At 46.3% G+C, this 24483-nt stretch carries 31 protein-coding genes; 13 read left to right on the top strand and 18 right to left on the bottom strand.

Annotation, left to right across the window (positions count from 1 at the left end; all coding sequences use genetic code 11):
* Positions 1–33: 33 nt before the first annotated feature.
* The 13 genes from ACYZ97_RS08045 to ACYZ97_RS08105 are packed head-to-tail and all read right to left on the bottom strand — an operon-like array spanning position 34 to position 7930.
* Positions 34–483 (bottom strand): hypothetical protein, encoded by a 450-nt coding sequence (locus ACYZ97_RS08045; RefSeq protein ID WP_473298024.1) that lies wholly within the window; start codon positions 481–483, stop codon positions 34–36.
* A complete protein-coding gene (locus ACYZ97_RS08050; RefSeq protein ID WP_473298025.1) occupies positions 480–788 on the bottom strand; it encodes a hypothetical protein in 309 nt (102 codons plus the stop codon). Before ACYZ97_RS08050 ends, ACYZ97_RS08045 begins: the two co-directional genes overlap by 4 nt.
* Positions 788–1387, bottom strand: a complete 600-nt coding sequence (locus ACYZ97_RS08055) for a phage protein GemA/Gp16 family protein (RefSeq protein WP_473298027.1) — start codon at positions 1385–1387, stop codon at positions 788–790. Before ACYZ97_RS08055 ends, ACYZ97_RS08050 begins: the two co-directional genes overlap by 1 nt.
* Complete coding sequence (locus ACYZ97_RS08060; protein ID WP_473298029.1) at positions 1384–1665, bottom strand: hypothetical protein; 282 nt, start codon at positions 1663–1665, stop codon at positions 1384–1386. The genes ACYZ97_RS08055 and ACYZ97_RS08060 overlap by 4 nt, the downstream gene beginning before the upstream one ends.
* The gene (locus ACYZ97_RS08065; protein ID WP_473298030.1) at positions 1662–2189 is read right to left on the bottom strand and encodes a host-nuclease inhibitor Gam family protein; all 528 of its coding nucleotides are present in this window, start codon (positions 2187–2189) and stop codon (positions 1662–1664) included. The genes ACYZ97_RS08060 and ACYZ97_RS08065 overlap by 4 nt, the downstream gene beginning before the upstream one ends.
* 17 nt (positions 2190–2206) lie before the next feature.
* A complete protein-coding gene (locus tag ACYZ97_RS08070; protein ID WP_473298032.1) occupies positions 2207–2446 on the bottom strand; it encodes a hypothetical protein in 240 nt (79 codons plus the stop codon).
* Positions 2443–2793 (bottom strand): hypothetical protein, encoded by a 351-nt coding sequence (locus tag ACYZ97_RS08075; RefSeq protein WP_473298033.1) that lies wholly within the window; start codon positions 2791–2793, stop codon positions 2443–2445. The genes ACYZ97_RS08070 and ACYZ97_RS08075 overlap by 4 nt, the downstream gene beginning before the upstream one ends.
* Positions 2774–3361, bottom strand: coding sequence for a hypothetical protein (locus tag ACYZ97_RS08080; protein ID WP_473298034.1), 588 nt, complete (start codon positions 3359–3361; stop codon positions 2774–2776). The genes ACYZ97_RS08075 and ACYZ97_RS08080 overlap by 20 nt, the downstream gene beginning before the upstream one ends.
* Positions 3358–4128: an AAA family ATPase gene (locus ACYZ97_RS08085; RefSeq protein WP_473298035.1), complete on the bottom strand. Its 771-nt coding sequence runs from the start codon at positions 4126–4128 to the stop codon at positions 3358–3360. Before ACYZ97_RS08085 ends, ACYZ97_RS08080 begins: the two co-directional genes overlap by 4 nt.
* Before the next feature lie 32 nt (positions 4129–4160).
* On the bottom strand, positions 4161–6314 hold the full coding sequence (locus ACYZ97_RS08090; protein WP_473298037.1) for a Mu transposase C-terminal domain-containing protein: 2154 nt from the start codon (positions 6312–6314) through the stop codon (positions 4161–4163).
* Entirely contained in the window at positions 6311–6769 is a 459-nt protein-coding gene (locus ACYZ97_RS08095) for a hypothetical protein (RefSeq protein WP_473298038.1), read from the bottom strand. Before ACYZ97_RS08095 ends, ACYZ97_RS08090 begins: the two co-directional genes overlap by 4 nt.
* A 1-nt stretch (position 6770) precedes the next feature.
* Positions 6771–7637: a ParB/RepB/Spo0J family partition protein gene (locus ACYZ97_RS08100; protein WP_473298039.1), complete on the bottom strand. Its 867-nt coding sequence runs from the start codon at positions 7635–7637 to the stop codon at positions 6771–6773.
* Positions 7634–7930 carry a helix-turn-helix domain-containing protein gene (locus ACYZ97_RS08105; RefSeq protein ID WP_473298041.1) on the bottom strand — a complete coding sequence of 99 codons (297 nt, stop codon included), beginning with the start codon at positions 7928–7930 and terminating at the stop codon, positions 7634–7636. Before ACYZ97_RS08105 ends, ACYZ97_RS08100 begins: the two co-directional genes overlap by 4 nt.
* A 148-nt stretch (positions 7931–8078) precedes the next feature.
* On the opposite strand from ACYZ97_RS08105, the gene ACYZ97_RS08110 reads away from it, so the two are divergent.
* The 4 genes from ACYZ97_RS08110 to purU all read left to right on the top strand — a co-directional run bounded on the left by ACYZ97_RS08110 (position 8079) and on the right by purU (position 10940).
* Positions 8079–8873 carry a helix-turn-helix domain-containing protein gene (locus tag ACYZ97_RS08110; RefSeq protein ID WP_473298042.1) on the top strand — a complete coding sequence of 265 codons (795 nt, stop codon included), beginning with the start codon at positions 8079–8081 and terminating at the stop codon, positions 8871–8873.
* A 1-nt stretch (position 8874) separates the two neighbouring features.
* Positions 8875–9273, top strand: coding sequence for a hypothetical protein (locus ACYZ97_RS08115; RefSeq protein WP_473298044.1), 399 nt, complete (start codon positions 8875–8877; stop codon positions 9271–9273).
* A 480-nt stretch (positions 9274–9753) separates the two neighbouring features.
* Entirely contained in the window at positions 9754–9975 is a 222-nt protein-coding gene (locus tag ACYZ97_RS08120) for a YgaP family membrane protein (RefSeq protein ID WP_473298045.1), read from the top strand.
* 80 nt (positions 9976–10055) lie between these two features.
* On the top strand, positions 10056–10940 hold the full coding sequence (gene purU, locus ACYZ97_RS08125; RefSeq protein ID WP_473298046.1) for a formyltetrahydrofolate deformylase: 885 nt from the start codon (positions 10056–10058) through the stop codon (positions 10938–10940).
* Between the two features lie 18 nt (positions 10941–10958).
* Here purU and ACYZ97_RS08130 read toward each other — a convergent pair whose 3' ends face one another.
* The 3 genes from ACYZ97_RS08130 to ACYZ97_RS08140 form a co-directional block, all read right to left on the bottom strand.
* A complete protein-coding gene (locus tag ACYZ97_RS08130; protein WP_473298048.1) occupies positions 10959–11147 on the bottom strand; it encodes a hypothetical protein in 189 nt (62 codons plus the stop codon).
* Positions 11148–11189: 42 nt separating this feature from the next.
* Positions 11190–11612, bottom strand: a complete 423-nt coding sequence (locus ACYZ97_RS08135) for a DUF3750 domain-containing protein (RefSeq protein WP_473298049.1) — start codon at positions 11610–11612, stop codon at positions 11190–11192.
* Positions 11613–11737: 125 nt separating this feature from the next.
* The gene (locus tag ACYZ97_RS08140; RefSeq protein WP_473298050.1) at positions 11738–12613 is read right to left on the bottom strand and encodes an NAD(P)-dependent oxidoreductase; all 876 of its coding nucleotides are present in this window, start codon (positions 12611–12613) and stop codon (positions 11738–11740) included.
* 146 nt (positions 12614–12759) lie between these two features.
* On the opposite strand from ACYZ97_RS08140, the gene ACYZ97_RS08145 reads away from it, so the two are divergent.
* Both ACYZ97_RS08145 and ACYZ97_RS08150 read left to right on the top strand, forming a co-directional pair.
* A complete protein-coding gene (locus ACYZ97_RS08145) occupies positions 12760–13809 on the top strand; it encodes an NAD(P)-dependent alcohol dehydrogenase (RefSeq protein ID WP_473298051.1) in 1050 nt (349 codons plus the stop codon).
* A gap of 9 nt (positions 13810–13818) precedes the next feature.
* A complete protein-coding gene (locus tag ACYZ97_RS08150; RefSeq protein WP_473298053.1) occupies positions 13819–14217 on the top strand; it encodes a (R)-mandelonitrile lyase in 399 nt (132 codons plus the stop codon).
* A 65-nt stretch (positions 14218–14282) separates the two neighbouring features.
* On the opposite strand, the gene ACYZ97_RS08155 is transcribed toward ACYZ97_RS08150, so the two are convergent.
* Positions 14283–14495: a hypothetical protein gene (locus ACYZ97_RS08155; RefSeq protein ID WP_473298054.1), complete on the bottom strand. Its 213-nt coding sequence runs from the start codon at positions 14493–14495 to the stop codon at positions 14283–14285.
* Here ACYZ97_RS08155 and ACYZ97_RS08160 point away from each other — a divergent pair.
* The 7 genes from ACYZ97_RS08160 (at position 14482) to ACYZ97_RS08190 (ending at position 22687) form a co-directional block, all read left to right on the top strand.
* Entirely contained in the window at positions 14482–16647 is a 2166-nt protein-coding gene (locus tag ACYZ97_RS08160; protein WP_473298055.1) for a TonB-dependent receptor domain-containing protein, read from the top strand. The two genes, ACYZ97_RS08155 and ACYZ97_RS08160, sit on opposite strands and share 14 nt — an antisense overlap.
* A 19-nt stretch (positions 16648–16666) precedes the next feature.
* Entirely contained in the window at positions 16667–17560 is an 894-nt protein-coding gene (locus tag ACYZ97_RS08165) for an alpha/beta hydrolase (protein WP_473298056.1), read from the top strand.
* 7 nt (positions 17561–17567) lie between these two features.
* Positions 17568–18491: a siderophore ABC transporter substrate-binding protein gene (locus tag ACYZ97_RS08170; RefSeq protein ID WP_473298058.1), complete on the top strand. Its 924-nt coding sequence runs from the start codon at positions 17568–17570 to the stop codon at positions 18489–18491.
* 134 nt (positions 18492–18625) lie between these two features.
* Positions 18626–19585, top strand: coding sequence for an ABC transporter permease (locus ACYZ97_RS08175; RefSeq protein ID WP_473300667.1), 960 nt, complete (start codon positions 18626–18628; stop codon positions 19583–19585).
* A gap of 64 nt (positions 19586–19649) precedes the next feature.
* Positions 19650–20525, top strand: a complete 876-nt coding sequence (locus ACYZ97_RS08180) for an iron chelate uptake ABC transporter family permease subunit (RefSeq protein ID WP_473300668.1) — start codon at positions 19650–19652, stop codon at positions 20523–20525.
* The gene (locus ACYZ97_RS08185) at positions 20522–21280 is read left to right on the top strand and encodes an iron ABC transporter ATP-binding protein (RefSeq protein ID WP_473298059.1); all 759 of its coding nucleotides are present in this window, start codon (positions 20522–20524) and stop codon (positions 21278–21280) included. The genes ACYZ97_RS08180 and ACYZ97_RS08185 overlap by 4 nt, the downstream gene beginning before the upstream one ends.
* Positions 21281–21310: 30 nt before the next feature.
* Positions 21311–22687: an MFS transporter gene (locus ACYZ97_RS08190; RefSeq protein ID WP_473298061.1), complete on the top strand. Its 1377-nt coding sequence runs from the start codon at positions 21311–21313 to the stop codon at positions 22685–22687.
* A 74-nt stretch (positions 22688–22761) separates the two neighbouring features.
* Here the strand turns inward: ACYZ97_RS08190 and ACYZ97_RS08195 are convergent, their stop codons facing one another.
* Positions 22762–24381, bottom strand: coding sequence for a Na+/H+ antiporter (locus ACYZ97_RS08195; protein WP_473298062.1), 1620 nt, complete (start codon positions 24379–24381; stop codon positions 22762–22764).
* Positions 24382–24483 lie beyond the last annotated feature (102 nt).

Consider the following 24483-nt stretch of genomic DNA (forward strand, 5'->3'; position numbering starts at 1 on the left):
CGGCACGGGCAAGGTTCCCGTGTCATGCAGTTTTTAGGTAGATTTATTTATATAATCTTCAAGGTCAATCTGGCGGGAGTCCTGCATTAAGACTTTTGGGCCAAAACGCTTATTTGTGACCATGGAATGTGTCTTGTTGTAGCGTACCTGTCTCATGGATATGCGCAACGCTTGTGCTATTTCACGCTGTGTCATGCCTGTCTTTATCAACTGATTGACAAGAATATGCAAGCCCCTTGTTGTAAATGCTTTCGTAGGTAAGTCCAATTCTGACCCGCCCATACGCTCAATCAATAATCTGGCATATTCTTCGCCGATCACATTCAATTCGTGGCCTTCTCGCCATTTTTGCGGTACCCAAAACCGACAACCACCAAAATGTTCTACCAACCGCAAAGCCGTTTCCATATCGCAAACACTCGCCACTTCCTCAACGGACGGGGCAAGACAATCCAGCGTTATGTCAAGGCTGCGGTCAATCATATCTTCACCGTAAGGCTGGTATCAATACCACCATAATCAACGAATAGAGTTTGTTGCTTTATTGTAAGACGAGTCAAAACGGATTGTTCTTCAATCCATGGCTTATCTTTTTTTACATAAATAAATCTGACAGAAATGCCGTTATCTTTTCTCACCCAAAACCGTGTTTTCTTTGCATCAAAAGAAAAACCATCTGCCACAAGATCGGTATGAATTTTATCAAGCAACATCGCGTGGTTTTGGATAATCCAGTCACGATTATCATAGCTAACACTTGGGCGCGTATTTTTCTTTTTCCTTGCCATCACGCCGCCGCCTTTTGCTTCTCGCGTACCAATACGCCGAGCCTTGCGATTTCAGCATTCAGATCACCATTGGTTGAAAAGCGCGCATCAAATCCCAACTTGCGGCGTTGCGCGGCAATGATACGCACCTGTAAAAATGCAAGTTCGGTCATGCCGTCTCGTGCCGGATGACCGGATGGGTGAAGATCAAGACCGGCGCGCACCATCATAGACTTGATCGCGTCAATCACTTTGGCCGCATCCTCTCCATGCGTTAGAAACTGTGTATGGGCTGCCCCAGTCTGACGCTTGGAAAATTCAATCAATGCGCGATCATCAGGATTTTTAACCGCGCCAAGATGATAGGCCGACAGCCACATGGCTTGCAGCTTTTTTCCATATTTGCCGGTGACGATTGCGCTGCGTGGCCGCTTGGCCGGTGCGTGACCGGACAAGCGTTTCATGGCAAGAATAACTTTTTGTGCTTGCGCTTCGCTCATATCCTTGCTGGACGCATGGCCGGTCTCGCGCAACATGAAAAACCGGCGCATATCCTCGTCCATGCCGACCCGTCTGGCCTCGGCATGAATGGCTTTGATTTGCTGGGCGTTCGCGCTCATGCCGCCACCACAAAATTATCAAGATAAGACGATTGGGCAGGAAATGCCCATTTATGCCAGCGTATAAACCCATTCAGATCGCCTTCGGGCAGACCGGGACAAAGGCTTGTCCGGTTATCATGTGCAAGGCGGCTTTTCCCTTCCACACTGAAACGGAATTGTTTACCATGTCCTTCGGCGAACACCTTTGCAGCTGTTGGCACATTTTCAAGCTTTTGAGTAAAGCCAATTGCACCGTTCTCATAGCAATAAGCATAATATAGTGGCTGTCCCATCATGCGGCTCCTTTCTGGCTGGTTTGCAATTCAATCGGCTCAATCACAAAATCTTCACCTTCCGATTTAATCGTCACGCCTGCAATCGTCGCCGCCTTTTCAGGATCGGCAAGCATAGCGTCCTTATTGATTTCTTCTTTGGTACGAATGAAGGCCAATAGTCCCAGCGTCTTGCAGGATTCAAGAACCGCCTCGACCTTACGCAAGCCGACACTGGGCGGGCGTAAACGCCAATTGACTCGGCCGGTGCCAAAATCATGGAATTTAACCTTGCCGTTATTTGTCAGTTCATTTCTATTGGCCTCGCAGTACGCCTGCACGCCAGCCTCAAGGCTTTTGAGTTCGTTAACAATTGGTTCGCATACACCTTCAAACAATTCACCAATCTTACGAACCTCTTCGTCATGCTGCGCTTTTGCAACTGTTATTTCGCCTTGCAATTTCCCAATCAATGCTATTGATTTCACAACCTCGTCACGACTTTGCGGCACGGCGGTCAAGGCTGCGGTTTTTGTTTTCTTTGCCATTCTAAAAATTCCTTTTCTTATGCCGCTTCATTGCCGAACGCATTGGCATTGGCTGGCTCATCTTGGTTCAATGGGAAAGGCAAAGGCACAACCTTATGGTTGGGGTTCATTGCCATTTCATAAATCAATTGGATTGCAATGCGGCGGCAATCGCTGGACGTCAGAAACATGCCGCCATGGCGGGCAATTTCCAAAAACTCGTCATGCAATTTCATCAATCCGTCTGGCACTCTACAATCTGTGTTTAAAGGTTTCATGATACTTTCCTCTCAAGTGTGGCAGGGTTGAATGCGCATGTTTGGCAGGCCTGCCAATGTTTAACCTCGGCACGGCTGCTCGTTGGTACCGGCCGGTTGCGGTATTGGCTACAATCGACTGCGGTCAGTTCTTTTTGAAGGTATGGACAAGCAACAAGGCCGGTCAGATTTTCGATAATTGCCACGCGCAATTTATGCGTATCACCGGGATATTTACCGGCACGGGCCAAAGAAAGACTCGACCGTTTATATCCGATCTTGTCCGCGACCGCCTTGATTGACCCCAGTCTATCAATCGCTGTTTCCAAAAGATCGGCGGCATGGGCATCAAGCTGCGGATAGGTCATGGCTGCCCTCCGTCTGCTCATTGCGGTCAATCATATTGCCTTTAGACCAGACCGGAGCAAGCGGCCCTGTATTCTTTATCAGACGGTAAACTTTGAAGCCGTTTGACGTTTCAGCCGTGCCTTTTTCACGTGGGCCTAATTCTACAAGATAATAAGCGTTAAGCAGCAATCGAAAATAGGTTTGCAGATTATGTTCCGGCGCTTTGTCCTCGGCGGTTTTTGCCACCATACAAATGCTTGGAACGGTAAAGCGACCTTGTAAGCGCATGGCATTCCATGCCCTTTGCCGCAATGTATTGGCCGGTTGTTTTGCCAATATATGACGTGGCTTGTTCGGGCCGCTTGTGATGCTGCATCCCTTACTCAAAAAAATGCGGCCTTCCTGCGTCAAATGAAACCGGCCGCGCTCAATCCGCTCAATCAAGTATTTTTCGATCAATTTGCTGGCGGCCTTGCTGATTTCAGAGCGGTTAATCGGCAAATGCACGGCCAATTCATCAAGCGATTTAAAGCCTTTGCCTATCGCGCCCAAAATGGCAATTTGTGTTGTTCCTTGACCCGCCATCATACAATCTCCGGCACAAAAATTGGCTTGCCGCTGCGACGGTCATTGACCAGCAATTTGCCCGCCATATCGGAAAGCGCCATCGGGCTTTCTTGGGTAAATTCACCGCGCTTGCCAGCCCTTTCGATATTGGCAATCGCTTCCTTGATTTCGCGGTTAAAACCTCGCGTCACTTGATGGACAAAATTGACCAGATTGTCAGCCACTGGCACTTCGCAAATGGCATCCATAAACAAACGTACATCGGCCGCGCTTGACACATCAAAACTGACATATTGCGCGATACGGCTTGCAACCTGTGGCAAGGCCGTCAGATTGTCACGCAACTTGCCCATGCCCACCAATATGAAAACAATATCACCAAGATCGGAAAAATCACGGATGCTTTCCATAATGCGCGAATTGCGCGATATGTGGTCAGCTTCATCAACAACAACCGCAAAAGTCTGGCGTTGTTGTGCCATGAATGACTGGCGTTGCAACATGACTTCCATTGCTTGGCTAAAACGCTTTGCATAAGAGTGCATTGGCGTCACGTTCAATTCACCCAAAAGATCATTCAAAAACCAGCCGGGCGTCCATTCTTTTTTTGCCCGCACATAGATTGCATCATTCTGGATTGCCCAACGATGCAAGGCTGTTGTTTTACCAAGGCCCGGCAAGCCATCGACCGCCATTAAGCAAGCCTCTTGTGCGCCGCGCCGTTCCAGTGCCGACAAGGCACTGTGAAAACGCTGTATATTTTCCGTTTCTACAAATTCGTTTTTCATTTATAGTCTTTCTGTCTCTATGACTTCCGGCGTCAGGCGGCAGATCGGGCAAGCTTTACGAGGGCATCCAGATCAACGCCTTGGCGACCGAGAAAGTCGGCATTGTGTTTTGTTGCCAAAAGATCATCCCGAATATTCACTTGATCTTGTGGCGTCACTTTTTCAGGGTTATCCAAAAGCCAACGCGCATACTCGGCGTCATCCCTGAAATTCGGACGCTTGCTGGCTGTGGTGGAATTGTTTTGCTGCACTATTTGCGCATCATTGCTGGCAACCAGAACGGGGCGCGGCGCTTCAATCGGTTGCATTGGCACAACGGGTTCACTGTATGCGTCCAAAGTGATTGCGTGCAATTCTGCGTCAATCGCATCAACTTTGCGCATCGCACGCGCCTTGCGGCCTTTGTGGCGTTTTTCCATTGCTGCTTGTTCTGCACTGTACGGCACAAAGCGGGTCTTATGGCCTTCAAACTGTGCAACCGCTATCAGCTTACCGGGCTTTCTTTCGCCGTCAATCAAGACAATCTCGCGTACAACAACCTTTTGTGCGTCGTGTATGTCATAGGCAACGATAACCTCTTTGCCGTGGTACTTTTCCAGTTCCATTGCAAAGTAGCTATTACCCAGCCAATCAACCAGCGCACGGCGAGTCTTACGAATGACCCACGGTTGCAACAAGTCACGGGCTTCCTCATCGTCCACAAGATCGGGCGTGAAGCCATTGACAACAGAGCGTGTCCAGACTTCATTCGGCGTCATATGGCGGCGCTTGCCACTGACTGGATCAATCATCTTTTCAAGACCACGGTGCGGCCGGTCATTATAACGATCAATCAAATTCTGGCAGGCTTCCAAAAATTCAGCCCATGACGGCAATAAAGATGAAACACCGCTTGTTTGAATATCTTTGCGTGTTGTCTTATGAACGAGCGTTGACGCCTGCTTGTCCATGTCGCGGCCAATATAGGTTGGAAACTCACGCGATAGGCTTGTCCAACGCTTGTTAAAGTTTTCAATCACGCCCTTGGCTTGGCTATTGTACGCAATGGCGTGCGTCGGTGTTGTGCCTAGCCGTGACAAAAAGCCGGTTAAGTCATCTTCCATCTTCTTATTCTTATAGCCACGGCCATTGTCCGAATAGAACAAGGCGGGAATGGCGCAAGTGCGCGCTGCCATCAAAAGTGCGTCAATGACGGCATTGGCGTTTTCATCCAAGGCGGCCGACCAGCCGACAATCTTGCGGCTATGCGCATCTATTATGGTTGTAATTTCCGGCTTGAACGGTTGACCGTGCAACGGGTGTGCGATTTCCGCGTCAAAGGTTTTACCATCTGCCACATAGACAGACGCCGCCAAAAGATCGGACACATCGCGGCTCTTGTAAGCTTTCAGTGTTTTTAATTCATTCGGCCCCATGCGGCCGCGCTGTTTTTCAATTTCTGGCAGCTTGTCAAGTGCGTGTCGCACTTGCCGCAGGGTTGGCATTGTCTGACCTTGGTTATCCAAACACCAGCGTTCATAGGCTTGCGCAACGCTTGGCTTTTGTGGCTGGCGATAATATTTTAAAAAGCTTTTGAGCCAAACCGGTGTGGCTTCTTTTTCACGGGTCTTTTTTGGTGCAAGGGCTATCAACCCGCCATCTTCGCGCATTGCAAACCAGCGCGCAATTGTGCCGTGTGATAGGCCCCGCCCTTTGTCATTTGCATGTATTGCCAGCGCCGCCAGATCTGGCGCTAGCCGACCGGCTTGCAGATCAGCCAAGAATGACAAGATTGCACCACGTTGCGAGTCGCCTTTATCAAACATACGCATATTGATATGATGCAAGATACCGGCACGCGCGTTCATCACGTCCTTTTGTCGCGCTGTCAGATCAGTCATTTGCACTTGATCGGCCTTGACCAGATCACGGCTTTTTTGTTCCGCAACTTCAATCTGGCGAAACGGCAAAGTATGTTCAACCATCAACGCTGTTTGCAAGGCCATCGGCAGCAAAGAAATATGATATTCCATTCCACCACCGCCATTGCGTCCCTTGCGCTTGCGGCATAATGGTGAAGCTGACCAACCTTCACGGTCTGCCATTTCCAAAACCCGGAATTTTGAATGTGGTACAACTTTCAAACCTAAACGGACGGCAGCGTCTGCAATTTCCTGCGCGGTGTAATGTGATTGAAACAGGTTCATTTCAATGACCTCACTTTTCCCATGAGTGCATCAAGGCGTTTGGTACGTTTCTCGATTTCCTGTTCTTCACGCCATATCTCGATAATGTCGCCATAGCGCTCTGGCACTGCAATAAAACCAGCAAATTGGCAGACAAAAGCCAACAACCCATAACATTCGGTTGCATCTAAAAGCGCGATAAAACGCTCTAACGTGATTTTATGGGTTTCACGTGCCGGGCTGGCATAGGCATCCAGCATATTAACCGTTATGCTTTGATCTAAATAAGCCGACATATGAGCGGCAATTTCTTCACGGCTCTTGCCAGACTCTTGCATGGCATAAGCGACTGCGCGTGCAATTTGTACATTGAGCGTGCCACCTTTTGTAATTTCCGGCGCAAGCTTGGCCGCGACTTCTTCCGGGTGATAGTCACGGAAAAGATCAAGAGTATTCAAGTCGCGGCGCTTGCTCATTTTAGGCCAGTCCTTTTGCCTTGACCCAAGCCACAATCCGCTCGGCTTGCGCGGTCAGCACAACGTCAAGTTCATCATCTTTCAGTTTTGAAAGACCCGTTGATAATGCTGTAAATTTGCGCTCAATGGCTGACGGCAAACGGCCCTTGTCGAGAAGAATCAAAGCCTCAGCAACATTAGAAGCCTTGGGTGGTGTCGCCAAAATCAGCTTGAGTATGGCCTCTTGTTGTTTGGGCTTTTGCTCGGATAACATTTTCAGATTAGCCATATGATCGGCCAGCCATGTACCGACCACGCGGTCACGGCTTTTATCTGATAGGCCTTTCCAAACAGACACCGCCAGTTCAATCGAGCGTTTGGATATGCCCAAAACCTCGGCGGTCTTTTGTGCAAACGAAAAAATTTCGTTTGCAGAACCGTGACGGGCTTTCGCACCTGCCACACCGGCCTTCGTTTCAGGATACAACTGCTCATAAGCAAGCTTCAATTCATAAAGATGCTGACAGCGGTCAAGGCCTTTCGGCTCATTGCGTATAAGATTTTCAGTGACTTCTTCAAGCCGTGCCTCTTGCTCGTTTTTTGCCGTTGAAAGCAAAGCAGGGATTCGTTCTTCACCATTGACAATAAAAGCTTCAAGACGATGACGACCGGATACAAGCACCGGCTTACCTTCCTGTTCACGCACCTTGATCGGATATTGCAAGCCCTGTTCTTTAATGGAACCGGCCAGCGCATCAACATAAGCGGGGTTCATATGCCGCGCACGGTTTTCCGGTACGACGATTTTTTTGATTTCCAGATCAAGCACAAGGCGGTCAGTTAGAACCTTGTCAGCCTTAACCTGTTTTGTTGACATAGGGGCGTTCATGCGGCCTTCTCCATGTCAATCAAAGCGTTAGATTTTTTACTTTCTAACAGGGCTTTATATCTGCTAGAAACAATCCGAGGCTTTCTAAGTCGATAGCGTTCCGGCCAGAGGTCTTGCGGCTCCATATCTATAAAGGCTGCGATGACTGCTTCGGCTTTGGTGTTGTGTTTGGTTTTGACATGCGTGAAGGTGGCTTTATGAATGCCGCTTTCCCGTGCCAGTTCATTAAGGGTTGAACCGCGGCGGCGGACTTCGGCCTTAATGCCTTCCCAATCCAAGGGCGCTTTTGCCATTAGAAAAACTCCTAATTGAAAGCGGGTACTGCAATATCCGCTTTTTATTGGTTACTCGTTCAACTTTCAGAACCGAATTTCAGGTTCTTAAAAAAGAATATGCCAAAAACTTTTGGCACTGTCAAATACTTTTGGCACGGGAGCAGTTATGGATATTGAAAATGTCGCCGAACGACTTTTAGAAGAACGTGTAAGATTGGGTTACAACCAGTCTGCATTCGCCCGTCTTCTAGGTATTTCTAGGGAGACTTTACGACTGATAGAAATGGGAACATCTGTTTTTAAAGTTGATATTTTAATATCTGCGGCTGCGGCAGGTGTTGACGTTCAATATGTCATAACGGGAATTAGATCGGTTGATATAAAACGAATCGAAGAAAAAATAGGGTATGAAAAGAATGCAATAATCACTGATAGTAAAATAACAGGCATTGGAAACATTAGCGGGAATAATGTTCACGTCATTCATACAACGAATCATAAAACAATTACAAAAGCAGAAACAAAACCCGGCGCAGATCATATTAGTGTTGAACAAAGAGCGGGACTTAAGGATTTAGTTGATAAGATTGCCGCCCTTGAAAAATTAGTTAAAAAAAATCCAAAAGAACACAAGTCTATATGGGCAGCATTGAACCGCCATTGCAAAGTCAACACTTATACACTTATCCCAATAGATGAATTTGAAAAAGCAAGAAAATATCTTTTAATGTGGTTAGGTCGCCTTAATTCCAGCGCAACCGCTCCAGTCAAGGCGGGAGACCAATGGCGAAAAAGATATTACGGTTATATAAAGGTCAATACAAAATCACCTGATGAATCTGAAAATTTAAAGCAATATATGTCGCGCAATTATGGCGTGGATAGCCTTAAGGATTTAGATAATAACGAATTAAAAAAAGTGTATGAATATGTGGCAGGAAGAAAACGTAGGAGCCGTTAATATGTTGAAACGATGTCTTTATACGATTGGCCTATTATTTGCTGCAACAATAGCCGTATCTGCACAAGATATAAAAAACATAAGCGCTTTTGACTATCTTCTGGAATATGAAGATTTGACTGATAAGACCGTTCAAGTTGATGACTGCGTTGCCTATGGTGTCACCACAGACTTTTTTCTTTGCTCAGTTTCGACCGAAACGGGTACAGCAGGAACAATTGATATACGTCTTAAAGATACGCCAAAGAAACAATTGGCCTACGGTCTAAAAAAATGCGGCAGCATAATGGGAACAGAGGCAGACACCTGCACTGCAACCATTATAGGGACAGCAGGCAAAACAAATGGCGGTGACGCCATGATTAAGGCTAGCGCGATCATTTGGCGTGCTGAAAAGTGATTTTTTTAAGCGTGACACCTTGGGGTTTTATTCTTTCATGTGAAATGCTTAACAAGTGACTGTTTTTATTGAATAATAATAAGGTATCACGTAACACAACCCCATGTGTGCCAAACGTGACACCTTAAACCCCCATTTGTCTCAAATATCATGTCACATTCTAACGGCTCAATCAGTGCAAGGCCTTGCTGCACTTAGCTTTCCGTTTGATAGCACTTTGATTGAAAATGATATTAAAATGATAGCGGATTGATCGAAAATGATAGTTTGCCAGATCACGGCGATTTTTTCCGCTTTTCCCGTCACAATCTTGTTTTCATCATATTTTTCAGGCGATTGCGTGGTTTTCCGGTCAGATCGTCATGACTCAAATATCATGTAAATCTGTCTTAAATAATACAGTCCCCTACATGACGCATTGCGCTCTACTATGAAGAGGCATATCATGACTATTATTTAACCCCATGAAAGTGAAATATTATGAAACACAATGTCGGCAAGGTTGACCGTATCATACGATCCTTGATTGGATTGGTTTTGTTATCTCTTATCTTTTTTCTCGATGGCCCGATACGCTGGATCGGATTAATTGGTCTTGTTCCTCTTTTCACAGCCTATATACGTTACTGTCCGGGATATAAAATCTTTGGTTTATCCAGCTGTCCGATGAAAAAAGCCCCTAACAGCAATCATAAGCATTAAGATTTTCGTCAAAGACTTGATTTTTTGATGAAGAACTTAAATATGCGGTTCAAATCATCGATTTTAAAGGATCGGTCTTTATGGAAAAATTCGTCCTCACCGTAACCTGTCAATCGCGGCGCGGTATTGTCGCCGCTATTGCCGGATATCTGGCCGACCATGGCTGCAACATTATTGATAGCTCTCAGTTCGACGATATGAATACAGGGCATTTTTTCATGCGTGTGGCTTTTGTATCCGAACAAGGCAAAAAGCTTGACGAATTACGTAAAGGCTTTCGGTCCATTGCCGCGCCTTTAGGGATTGAAGCCAAATTCAGCCGCACAGATGCCCGTACCAAGGTCATTTTAATGGTCTCGCGTTTCGGCCACTGCCTCAACGATCTTTTATATCGTTGGCGCATCGGCGCTTTGCCAATTGATATTGTTGCCGTTATTTCCAACCATTTCGATTACCAAAAAATCGTCGTCAATCACGACATTCCTTTTCATTGCATAAAAGTCACCAAAGAAAACAAACCGCAAGCTGAAGCCGAGCTTATGAAGATCGTACATGATAGCGGTGCCGAACTGATTGTGCTTGCCCGCTATATGCAAATTCTATCCGATGAACTGTGTCGAGAAATGTCAGGCCGTATTATTAATATACACCATTCATTCTTGCCCAGCTTCAAAGGCGCAAATCCCTACAAACAGGCCTATGAGCGCGGTGTAAAACTCATCGGAGCAACAGCCCATTATGTCACCGCCGATCTGGATGAAGGCCCGATCATCGAACAGGATGTCGCTCGTATTACGCATGCACAAAATGCCGAAGATTATGTCTCCATTGGTCGTGATGTCGAAGCTCAGGTGCTGGCACGTGCCGTTCACGCCCATATCCAGAACCGCACCTTTATCAATGGCAACCGTGTTATTGTTTTCCCTGCAAGTCCGGGGGCCTATGCCTCTGAACGTATGGGGTAATACTGATCAGCTGCGCGCCTAAAATCCTATCCGCCCGACCGCCGGAATCTTGATACCCAAAGGCCAAAAGTCCAGTCCAGCAACCAGACCGCCAAGATTGAGCTCCAAACCACTCTGTTTACCCAGCGCCACCCCGAAAAGTCCTGAAACACTAAATTTGAAATCCATCGCCTGATGATCAAACCGCGCAACAATCCCGTCTCCCATAAAGTCACGCCCAATAGCATTGGGCGGTAAAACAGTTCCAATCTAGGGGACATCGCGTAGAATTGTTGCAACAAATGTATTGGAATTGGGACCAGGATAAAGCCTGTAATCACCCGCCTTACCATCAGGATAGGCTGCAATAGCAGCTTCCATTTTCGCAATCGTATCAATGGCCGCCTGTCCATGGAGTTCTTTTACAATAAAGGGGTGATTGGAATACCAATAGGCATCAGGCGCATAGGCATTATGGCGAAGCGCAGTCCCCCAACCGACAACATCATAACGTTGATACTTTGTTTCACCCGGCTTCTTATAAACCAGCCAGCTATGTACACCAAGAGCGCCTTTTAAACCGCCAAGCCGGGCCGCCATAACATAAAAGTCGGCCTTGTCTTTAGCCGGTTTTTCCAGCATACCGCTTGTTCCCCATTCAGCCACGCGAAAATTGGCGGGGCGATCTTTCATTGACCACCAAAAAATTGCGCAGCCAACTGGCAAGAGGTAAACAATCAATATAAAAAAGCAAAAACGTCTCAACCATTTCATGCCTGATCTCTATAAACGAAGATAAGGCATGAAAATGGCAGTAATCATTTTTTCATATCGACAAGTCGCTTGATCAGACTCGATGTATCATAACGTCCGCCACCCATAGCCTGTATATCGCCATAGAACTGATCGATGAGCGCGGTAATCGGCAATGTCGCGCCATTGGTTTTGGCTTCATCAAGACAAATACCCAGATCCTTGCGCATCCAGTCGACAGCAAAGCCATAATCGAATTTATCGGCAACCATATTATAACCGCGGTTCTCCATCTGCCACGAACCGGCGGCCCCTTTCGAGATCACATCGAGAACGGCATTGACATCCAGCCCTGCCTTCAGGCCGAAAGCCAGCCCCTCTGACAAGCCCTGTACCACACCGGCAAGACATATCTGGTTGATCATCTTGCAAAGCTGGCCCGCCCCGCTGGCACCCAATAGCCTTACGCCAACAGCATAGACGGCGATGACATCTTCAATTTTTTTATAAATTCCCTCATCTCCACCACACATAATAGTCAGCTTGCCATTTTCCGCACCGGCCTGTCCACCCGATACAGGCGCATCAATAAAACCAAGTCCGGCCTTGGCGGCATAGTCGGCCAATTCACGGGCAACCTTGGCTGATGCTGTCGTATGATCAACATAGATCGCACCTTTTTTCATGCTGCCGAATGCGCCTTCTTCCCCAATCGTAACCTGCCGCAGATCGTCATCATTACCGACACAGCTTAGAACAATATCCTGATTTTCAGCTGCCTCACGCGGTGTCTTGGCATATCGGCCACCATATTCCTTGACCCATTTTTCGGCCTTTGCTGTCGTACGATTATAGACGGTCACTTCATGTCCTGCCCGCATCAAATGTCCAGCCATCGGATATCCCATAACGCCCAACCCTAGAAATGCCAATTTTACCATTGCGGTTTTCTCTCCTCAAAACTTGTAATCATTATAATTGATGCATTGGATTCATATATGTTTGCAGATTTTAATGACTAATAGATCAGGCTGCAATCGAATATATCTATTCGATAATCAATCCTTTCATCTTATGGAGACCCTTAATGTTCTTATGTGAAGGCTTTGCTGTTACCGGCCCCGATCAGAAATTCCAACCCATCCATTTCGAGCGGCGCGATCCCCTGCCTTATGATGTCGACATTGAAATCCTCTATTGTGGCGTATGCCATTCCGATCTGCACACCGCCCGTGGAGAATGGGCAGGGACACAATATCCCTGTATTCCAGGGCATGAAATTGTCGGCCTTGTCAAACGTGTCGGCTCATCCGTAACAAAGTATAAGATCGGAGATAGGGTTGGCGTCGGCTGCATGGTCAACTCATGCCAGTCATGCCAATATTGTAATCAAGGGCTGGAACAATTCTGCATACAAGGCAATATCCAGACCTATAACAGTCCCGATCATGATACAGGACCTGATCGTTATACATTTGGCGGCTATTCAAAACGTGTTGTCGTCAACGAGAACTTTGTCCTTCGCATTCCCGACAATCTAGATCTGGCAGCAGCAGCACCTCTTCTTTGTGCCGGCATCACCACCTATTCTCCGCTACGCCACTGGAAAGTCCGGAAAGGCACGAAAGTAGGCGTTGCCGGTCTTGGTGGACTTGGCCATATGGCCGTTAAAATTGCCCACGCCATGGGAGCCGATGTCACAATGTTAACCACATCGCCATCCAAAGCCGATGACGCCAAAAAACTCGGTGCCCACCATATTGTCATCACCAAAGACGCAGATGCCTTTGCCAAAGCGGCAAGCTCACTTGATCTCATCATTGATACAGTCGCCGCCAAGCATGATATCAATACCTATCTCAACCTTCTCAAGGTCGATGGTACTTTGGTTCAAGTCGGCGCACCGGTCGAACCACTTGATGTACAGGCATTCAGCCTCATTCCCACACGCCGTTCTTTTGCCGGCTCATGTATCGGCGGCATAGCCGAAACTCAGGAAATGCTCGACTTTTGTGCAGCCTATAATATTACCGCCGACATCGAAATAATTAAAGGACAGGACATCGAAACAGCCTATGCACGCATGCTGAAAAGCGATGTCAAATATCGCTTTGTCATCGATATAGCCAATAGTTAAGGATAGAAGATGGAAATAATTAAAAGCGGTGCCCGCCCTTCCAAACAGCAACCCTCAAGCTGGTTTACCGGTACGGTACGTTATGATGCAGCCCTTGATCCACATGCGGGTTCCGATCTTTCTGGTGGCCACGTCACATTCGAACCCGGCGCACGGACCCACTGGCATACACACCCCAAAGGACAAGTTCTGATCGTAACTTTCGGCCGTGGTCTGGTCCAGCGTGAAGGCGGCAAGATCGAAGAAATCCACGCCGGCGACATTGTATGGTTCGAACCGAATGAAAAACACTGGCATGGTGCAAGTGCGACCACAGCCATGTCTCATTATGCCTTTGCCGAGAGTGTCAATGGCAGTCCCGTTAACTGGTTGGAACCTGTCACAGACAAAGATTATCAAAATAATTAACAAAAACGATTATTTTTGATTTAAATCAACCGGCATAAAATGCCGGTTTTTTTATGTCCCCCTCCCTAACCTATAGAAAAAAATGCTCTTTTTTGGAATGGTTCTAAAACATGAGTATTGACAGAAGGTTTATTTTCCGTTTTTAAAACAATACTTTTTTTATCAACTTTTATGTCTTGAGGGAATATTGACATGATTTTGAAGTCGCAAAGCGGGGTCTTTACGTTCAACAAAGCGTTCATGGCGCTGCTGGCCTGCAGCGTAATGACAAGTGTCATAGGACAAATTCCGGTAGCTGAAGCCCAAACTGCACAAGAACGTACGGAAAAAGCCAAAAAACAGAAAAACGGCACAGTACAACAACAGACACAATCAGGTGATCAGGCAACCAATCAAAGTGCCAATGAACAACAGCAGATTGAACAGGCTGCCCAAGGCTCGTTATTGTTGAATGAAGTTGTCGTGAGTGCCACCGGCTTCGAACAAACGGTAAAAGACGCACCGGCTTCCATTTCCGTTATCCCGCGTGAAGAAATCGAAAAAGGATCATTCCATGATCTGACCGATGCACTGCGCAGTGTACAGGGCGTAGCAGTCACCGGTTCTGCCGGTGAACAGGACATCTATATGCGTGGTCTGCCCGGCCAATATACGTTGATCCTAATTGACGGCAAGCGCATGAATACACGCAATTCACGCACCAATGGCAACTCGGGGTATGAGCAAAGCTTCATCCCACCAGCTGCTGCTATCGACAGAATTGAAGTTGTTCGTGGGCCCATGTCATCACTTTATGGTTCGGATGCAATGGGTGGTGTGATCAATGTTATCACACGTAAAGTACCGGAAAAATGGACCGGCAGCATCACAGTTGACGGCACCGCCAATGAAAGCTCCCAATATGGCAATTCCTATGGCGGCAATTATTATGCAGCCGGGCCGCTCGCACCAAATGTCATTGGATTGCAAATGTGGGGACGCGGTTTCAAACGCAATGAAGATCATATTGCAAGCGGTACACCCGAGAAGAAGGAAACCGATTTTACCGGACGCGTAACAATTACACCGAACGAAAATCACGATATTGTTCTTGAAGGCGGAACAACCAATCTGAAGCGCTATTCAGAATGGAATACAGACGCCCCGAGCTATAACTATAATGAACGCGACCATTTGATGGCGTCATATACCGGTCGTTTTGATTGGACAACAGCCGAATTTTCTATTCTTCAGGAACAGACCAAACGGACTTCCTGGCAATGGGATAACAAGATAAATAATTATGAACAGTCGGCACGACAACCATATGTTGTCAATACGGTATATGACGGCAAGTTCACCACGCCATTTGAGCTGTTCGGCAATCATACACTGGTCACCGGCGGTCAATACATCCAGACCGATCTCAATGATCAAAATCCGGGCAAACGGGATAATCAGAATTATGACTTCAGCGTTGACCAATGGGCTCTTTTCGCCGAAGATGAATGGTGGCTGACCAATGACTTCGCCTTGACCGGCGGCATCCGTGCCGACCATCATGATCTTTATGACACCCATTGGAGCCCGCGTCTTTATGGCGTCTGGCACGCCACTGAAAACTTTACCCTGAAAGGCGGTATGTCATCAGGCTTCCGTGCACCCGATATTCGTTCAATCATTCCCGGCTATGCATATACAACCGGCGGGCGTGGCTGTTACTTCGGTGACCAGAGCAACCGACCCAGCAAAAAAAATCCCTGTGGCGTCATTATCGGCGGTGAGGGACTAGAAGCTGAAAAGAGTACATCCTATGAATTTGCCGTCATCTATGACAATCTCTACAATCTGAATTTGGGCGCTACCTATTTTTATACCAAGTTCAAGGATAAAATTGTCAATCAGCGTAAATACGACGCCAATGGCAATTACGCACTTTGGAGTGAAGACCCACGATATACAGTTTTTGAAAATCTAAATATCGATGAAGCTGTTATGCAAGGCATCGAATTGACAGGCATGTGGGCTGTAACAGAAAAAATCCATATACGTGCCAATTATACCTATACCGACTCCGAACAGAAAACCGGTGACTATAAAGACTTTCCGCTGGCACGTACGCCTGAACATATGGGCAATGTGCGCATTGACTGGCAAACGCCTGTTGAAGCGTTGAATGTATGGGGGGCTGGTAATTATCACGGTAAGGAAATCAATGCGGGATTGCGTATCGGTTCCAACGGCAAAGAACTTAAAAACAAGCTCGGCAAGGTCGCACGTGAATATGATGACTATTACACATTTGACATCGGTACCAATTACAAATTCAGTGAACATGTGACATTGAATGCCGCCGTCTACAACCTTTTCAACAAGGAAGTATCAACCGACGAGTTCAACAATGTAATGGAAGGCCGCCGTTACTGGATTTCCATGACATCAAACTTCTAAACAAGCGCAAAAATCCAAGATGCTGAAAAAACCAAGTATCAATCTGATAAAACTTCCTATGGCGATTTTCGCCATAGGTTTTTTACTATTCTGTCTGCCCAACCTATTACATGCGGATCAAAGAGAAAAAACAATTGATTACAAATCTGCATCTGGCAAGACTTATCGTATTTTTATCCGGCAACCTGAATATCCTATGCCTGAAAAAGGTTGGCCACTTATCATGCTGCTTGATGGCAATACAACCTTTGCTATCGCATCAGCTGAAAAACCGCAGGCCTTGATTGTCGCAATCGGTTATCCGACCCGAGATAAAAAAGAGATTGTCCAGAAACGCTTCTTTGACCTTACAACCAAAGCAGAGGCCGAAAATATTCCGTTAAGACAGGGGATGAAAACACCGAAAACAGGTGGTGAAGCTACATATCGTACGGTCATCATCAATGATATTTTGCCAATAATCTTTGAAAAATATAAAGTCAATCCCAATGACATGACACTCTATGGTCATTCTCTAGGCGGCCTATTTGTCATGAATTCATTTTTCTCTGATGATATGATGGCCTTCTCAAATTACTGCGCCGCAGACCCTTCAATATGGTGGAACAAACACCAATATATGAAAAATCTGAAAAAGGTATCATCATATAAAGCCACCCCCCATTTGCAGATCACAACATCCGGCAAACGTATCAAGACACATAACAATGACAAAAAAGCCATTCAAAAAATAAAGAAACTGCGTTCAGGCCCTAATGGTGCAGACGTATCGAAAATTCTGGCACAAAAAGGCTTTCCAAATGACTATATCGCCCATCCGAATGAGACCCACGGCAGTCTGATCAAACCATCAATCCACGATTGCCTGATTTTTTCTGGGCTTATTCATCCAGAACATTCAACAACCAAATGAGGAAACAATGATTAACAGACGTAAATCCCTAATCGGCGCGTTGGTAGGCGCTCTTGCTCTTTCCATCGGCTTTGCCGGGCCTGCTGCGGCCGACATCACAATCAAACATGTATCCGGTGAAACAAAAGTTCCAGAAAACCCCAAAAAGGTTGTTGTCTTTGATCTCGCCAGCATCGACAATATCTCGCGTCTGGGGGCGGCTGATGCGATTATTGCTGTACCTGAAGGTGTAAAGCCCAAATATTTGGAAAACTTTAATGATAAAAAATATACAAAAGTCGGCAGCCTATTTGAACCCAACTATGAAACAGTTGCCAGTCTGCAACCCGATCTCATCATTGTTGCTGGTCGCTCGCAGAAAAAATATGCAGATCTTGCCAAGATTGCTCCAACCATCGACCTGACGGTTAGCACCGAAGATTATCTGAAAGATGTAGATCGCAATATCACGCTTCTCGGTCAGATTTTCAGCAAGCAGGATCAAGCAAAAGCTGAAATCGCAAAGCTCAATGAAACCCTTGCCACTGTACGCAAAAATGCTGAAGGAAAAGGCAAAGGTATGCTAATTCTCACAACAGGCGGCAAGATAAGCGCCTTCGGTCCAGGCTCACGCTTCGGCCTTCTCTATTCCGGCTACGGCATTGCCCCAGCCGATACAGAAGTGACCAAAGGCAATCATGGCAAGAGCACATCATTCGAATTTATTGCCGAGACCAATCCCGATTGGCTTTTTGTTATTGATCGTGATGCCGCGATCGGCCGTGAAGGCCAGTCGGCTGCACAGATACTTGACAATGACGTCATCAACGAGACAAATGCAGCGAAAAACAAACATATTGTCTATCTCGATCCCCAAAACTGGTATCTTGTCGGCGGTGGGCTAACCGGCCTGACAGAGACTGCCAATCAACTGAATGCCGCATTCAAATGAGCGATCTCAAGACCATTGCCACTACTTGACAAAAAAAGTCAAGAAATGGGTTGATTGTCTGTGATTTTAAGGCTTTAACACAGGGATGTTTGCCGATGAACGGCAAATATCCCTTTTATCTAAAGCCGGAAAAAATCGTGAAAAAACTCAGCCTCGGTATTTTCATTGTTTTCTTATTGGCAATTGCCAGTACATTTTACGGCTATTATGATGTCACCCCCGCCCATCTATTGGCAGGAGATAGCAAAAGCTGGCTCTACCTCATCCAAACTCGTCTACCACGCACCGCAGCCATTATCTTGACCGGTATTTCATTGGCTCTTTCGGGCATGATCATGCAATTGCTGGTTCGCAACCGCTTTGTCGAGCCATCGACAGCAGGCGTAACGGAATCTGCCTCTTTGGGCATTCTGATAATCATGATATTCATGCCGGGACTTCCCGTTATCGGAAAAATGACTGTAGCATCGGTTTTTGCCTTTGCTGGCTCAATGCTCTTTGTTTTTATTCTTCGCCAAATTCCACTACGCTCTGTATTGATTGTACCATTAACAGGAATCATGCTGGGTTACGTTATCGGAGCCCTGACAAATGGCATTGCCGATCAGGAAATGTTGTTACCATCCTTACAGGCCTATCTCTTCGGCTCTTTCAGTATGATCATCAAAGGCAATTATGAATTATTGTGGCTGTCATTGCCACTTTGCATTGCTGCCTATCTGGCAGCCGACCGTTTCACAGTTGCCGGACTGGGGGAAACTTTTACGACCAATCTCGGTCTTAATTATCGTCATGTCATGTTTATCGGTCTTGTCATCATTTCACTAATTGCCGGTCTGGTCATAACAACCGTTGGACGCATTCCCTTCATCGGGCTAATCGTTCCCAATATTGTATCTATCATTATGGGCGACAATATGCGTCGCACAGCACCTTATGTTGCGGTTACCGGTGCCGGACTGGTTCTCATTTGTGATATTTTAGGCCGTCTGCCGACTGACGGCAGCGAATTACCCGTCGGTACAATTATGGGTGTAATCGGCAGTTTTATCTTCATTGCCCTCTTATTGCGATGGAGAAAACATATTGGCTAAGAACAAAATTGCCCCTGTTTTTATCTGGCTGTTCGTCATTGCATTGGTCGTGATCGGGCTTTATATGGGCTGGAATATCAATCGGCTGACATGGACCTTCCGCTTTAACAAACTCGCCAGCCTATTGCTGATTGCCTATACAATTTCCATTTCGACCGTTTTGTTCCAAACCGTTGCCAACAACCGGATTCTGACACCCTCAATTATGGGATTTGACCAACTCTATATCCTCATTCAAACAATCATCGTCTATTTTCTTGGCTCCTCTGTCATTCCCGGTGTCACAGCGGAAATGGAATTCATTGCCATCGCGCTCATTCTTGTGCTGTTCTCGACCTGCCTTTTCCGCTGGCTTTTCTCTAATAGTATCAAAGGATTGCATCTGACATTACTCATCGGCGTTGTCTTTGGCGGTCTGTTTTTCAGTCTGCGTATGTTGATGCAACTGGCACTGAACCCTGATGACGCCGTTAATCTGGTTGACAAGATGTTTGCCAATTTCAATCTGATGAATACCAATCTAGTCGGCATTGCTACCATTATCGTCTTCATCGTATCGCTTGTCGGCTGGCGAAAAAGACACGTATTCGATGTATTGGCTTTGGGGCGCGATGTCGCAATAAATCTTGGTGTCGATTACCACCGCCAAGTTACCCATATCCTGATTATGGTCTCTATCCTCGTATCAGTCTCGACAGCTCTTGTTGGACCGGTTACATTTTTTGGTCTGCTGGTCGCAAGCCTCGCCTATCAATTCGCGCCTGATGGCAAACATAAGAATGTCCTTCCTATCGCTGTATTGCTGTCAATTATCTTTCTTGTTGGCAGCCAGTTTATTCTTGAACAATTGTTCAATATGGCAAGTCGCCTATCTTTCATCATCGAATTTTTCGGCGGCATTATCTTTCTGACCCTATTAGTAAGGGGAAAGCTTAAATGATTGAAATTCGGAACGTTACAAAGCGCTATAATGATGCATTGGTTATCAATGATGTCACATTGACCATCCCCAAAAAAGGAATTGTATCCATTATCGGCCCCAATGGTGCCGGCAAATCAACCTTACTGACCATGATTGCCCGTCTTATCGGTTTTGATAGCGGTTCCATCCATGTGGAAGGACTGAATATCTGTCATGCTAAAGGTACCGATTTTGCCCAGAAACTGTCCATTCTACGACAAGAAAATACCCTGACAGCACGATTGACAGTTCTTGATCTCGTCAGTTTTGGCCGATACCCCTATTCCAAGGGACGGCTGAACAATAAAGATCGGCAATTTATTGAAAGTGCTATCCGCTATCTTGGCCTTGAGGGACTGGAGCAACGCTTTCTGGATGAATTATCAGGCGGCCAGCGCCAACGAGCTTTTGTCGCCATGGTTATGGCACAAGATACCGATTATGTCTTATTGGATGAACCGCTTAACAACCTTGATATGAAACATTCAGTCGCCATGATGAAACAATTGCGTCATGCAGCCGATACATTAGATAAAACTATCATCATGGTGATGCATGATATCAATTTTGCCTCCTGCTATTCAGACCTCATCATTGCCTTGAAAGAAGGACATATAATCCGGCAAGGCTCGCCACAGGAAATTGTTTCTCCTGAAACACTGAAAGAGATATATGATCTTGATATCAAGGTTGAAATGATTGAAGGGCACCCGATAGCCATCTATTACAAATAAATAGACCAAGATTAAAATCCGGCATTGATTATGAAGCATAAAACTAAAAAAACATCCTCCCATACTATGCCGCATCATCTTACATCGACGCTCATGTCCATGATTGGCATATCTATCGCCATTATCATGGCCATGATTGATACCGGCATTACCAATACCGCTTTGCCCACGATGGCTGGCGAATTTATCGTCAGTGATTCCGTTATCATCTGGGCAGTCACATCCTATCTGCTCGCTATGGTCGCTTTAACGATGCCTTTTGCCAGTCTCGGCGAGGTTTATGGCTATCGGAAAATATTCCTCATCGGATATGTGGTCTTTACAATCGCCTCACTTTTATGCGGCCTTTCACAATCCTTTGAATTTCTTATCTTTTCACGCGCGTTGCAAGGCATAGGCGCGGCAGCGCTTCTAAGTACAAACCTTTCTCTCATCCGTTTCATCTTTCCACCTGAAAAACTGGGAATGGGCCTTGGCATCAATGGTCTTTGCATGGGGGTAGGTTTCTCCTTGGGGCCAACCATCGCTTCAATCATCCTATGGTTTACTTCGTGGCACTGGCTGTTTTTCATCAATGTGCCCATCGGCCTTATCGGCGGGATAATCGCTTGGCGTCATTTGCCGGTAACACCCTTGGCACAATACCGTTTCGATCTCTTTGCAGCACTCTTTTGCGCCGTCACCTTTTCAGCTTTTGTCATGGGTGTTGGTGAACTCGCCCACATCAGCTCATGGCGTACCGTACTTTTTGCCTTTGCCCTTTCATGCATTTCATTCATCGCCCTGACATTACGGGAAAAAGGACACAAAGCACCATTTATGGCTGTAGATCTCTTTCGCTTTCCTGCTTTTTCTATATCTGTTGCCGCCATTCTTTTTGTCTTTATCGCACAAGGTATTGCCTTTGTGACGCTTCCTTTTCTTTTTCAGAATATCCTGAATCGCAGCGTTGCAGAAATTGGCTTTATCATTGCCCCATGGCCAGCTTGTGCTGCCTGTTCTTCAATTTTTGTCGGTCGTCTTTCCGACCGGATAAAACCGACACTTCTGGTTTGTATCGGTATGTTTCTTGTTGCCTGCGGCCTGTCGCTGATCAGCACATTACCCAAAGCAACACCCAATATTGTTATTATCATACTCATGATGATTTCAGGCTGCGGAATGGGTTTTTTCAATGCTCCCAATCAACGTATTGTTATATCCGCCACTCCACGTGAGCGTACTGGTGCCGCCAATGGCATGATGAATATGGCCCGCCTTCTTGGCCAATCAACCGGTGCTGCACTGGTGGCCTTTTTCCTCAGCCTCTCATCCCTACAAGGCCCCTATTTTGCCTTATGGACAGGCATTGGCGCAATTTTGATTGCGCTCCTACTCAATGTCTTACAACTTGTTCGTAAAACATAACAAGTCCTGCTTCAGATTGTCTCAACACCTTGTGCAAACATGATAATGCGGCAATCTATTTTCAGATTCAAAATCTAATCATTAGTGAAGCGCGTTTCCAATAAATCGGTTTCCCGAATAAGTTTTTTCAGCGTTTCTTCCGACAACTGATGTCGCCGCCCATAAGCGACATAAATCTTACGCTCTGCACGCAAGGCTTCTAAATGCAATTCCCTTTCAATTTCAGCTGTTTTATGCGCAAGCACAAAATCTTCATCACTTCCCCCCTCACCAGTTAATTGTGCACGATAGTTCTCCATAACGCGAGCAGCAGCAGCCGTATAAATATCGGCATCCGCCCGCCCCTCTCCTCGATCATGCACCGCTTGCTCTACCGCACGAATAGCAGCTTCAGCCGCTACCGAACGCGCACGATCTTCTTCTCGCTGATGCGATGGCTCAGGCGGCAATTCGATATCTTTTAAAAGATAAGGCAGAGCGATGCTGGCTGCAATCAAAGACAAGAGGATGACACCGGCGCTTAAGAAAATAATCAATCCACGCAATGGAAAATCCGGCACCAATGTCAAGACACCAGCAAGGGTAACCGTACCCCTCACCCCTGACAACGAGATCACCGCAACCAGACGCCACCCGGGAACAAATTGCTTTATACCTTTTCGAGAAGCCCGAGATAAGGTGAAACGCAACGATACCCAAACCCAGACAAATCGCAAAACGGCAAGGGCAAAATTAATCGCGACAACATAAAGAATAAGCCATAATGGATCAAAATGACCCGTTTCAAGGGCCACATTGGCAGCACTTGAAATAATCTGCGGTAATTGTTCGCCCAGCAGCACAAATATAACACCATTAAGAACAAACTGCATCATATCCCATACAGCAAGGCGGCGCATACGTGTTGTTGCCAACCGGCCGATATAATTATCGGTAAAGCTCATTGTAATACCGGCTGCAACAGCAGCAAGAATACCGGAAGCCTCGACACGTTCGGCCAAAAGATAAGCAATAAAGGGAATGAGCAGACTAATAATAATCTGAACGCTTGGCTCCTCACCGAATTTACGAGTCCACCGATCCAGCACCCACATGACAATGAAGGTAACAATAGCACCGATGGCAAGCCCGGCGAGCGACGTCCATACAAAAGTTCCAAAAGCCAAAGACAAGGAAAAAGCCGTCCCCATAGCCGCTTTTGCCGCAAAGTTCATACTAACAAGACCGGAAGCATCGTTGAGCAGAGACTCCCCTTCCAATATATGCATCAACCGTTTAGGCATCGGAACACGCTTAGCAATGGCACTGACCGCGACAGGATCCGTCGGTGAAACAATGGCAGCCAAAGCAAAAGCTGCAGCCATCGGCATCGAAGGTATCATCCAATAAATAAATAAACCCACACCCAGCACAGTGAAAATAACAAGGCCTAGAGCCAATTGCAAAACTGTCCACTTATCCCGTGACAACGCTTCTTTGGAAATCCGCCAACCGTCCAGAAAAAGCAGCGGCGGCAAAAACAGCAAAAAGAAAATATCTGGGCTTAACGTAACGCCAAATGACATGGTCGATAAAACTGCACCAATAGTAATTTGGATCAATGGAATAGGTATACCAATCGGTATGATGCGTATCACCGCATCACTAACGACAACAGCCGCAAGCAGGATAAGAATAAGAAGAACAATTTCCACGGACAGCCTATTTCTTCACGTTCCAACATCATGATAATGTATGAATATCATGAAGCTATAAATTGATTATGGTTTTTGAAAGAGCCAATATGAATCATCTTA

This window comes from Bartonella sp. bp_1, from assembly GCF_055808085.1.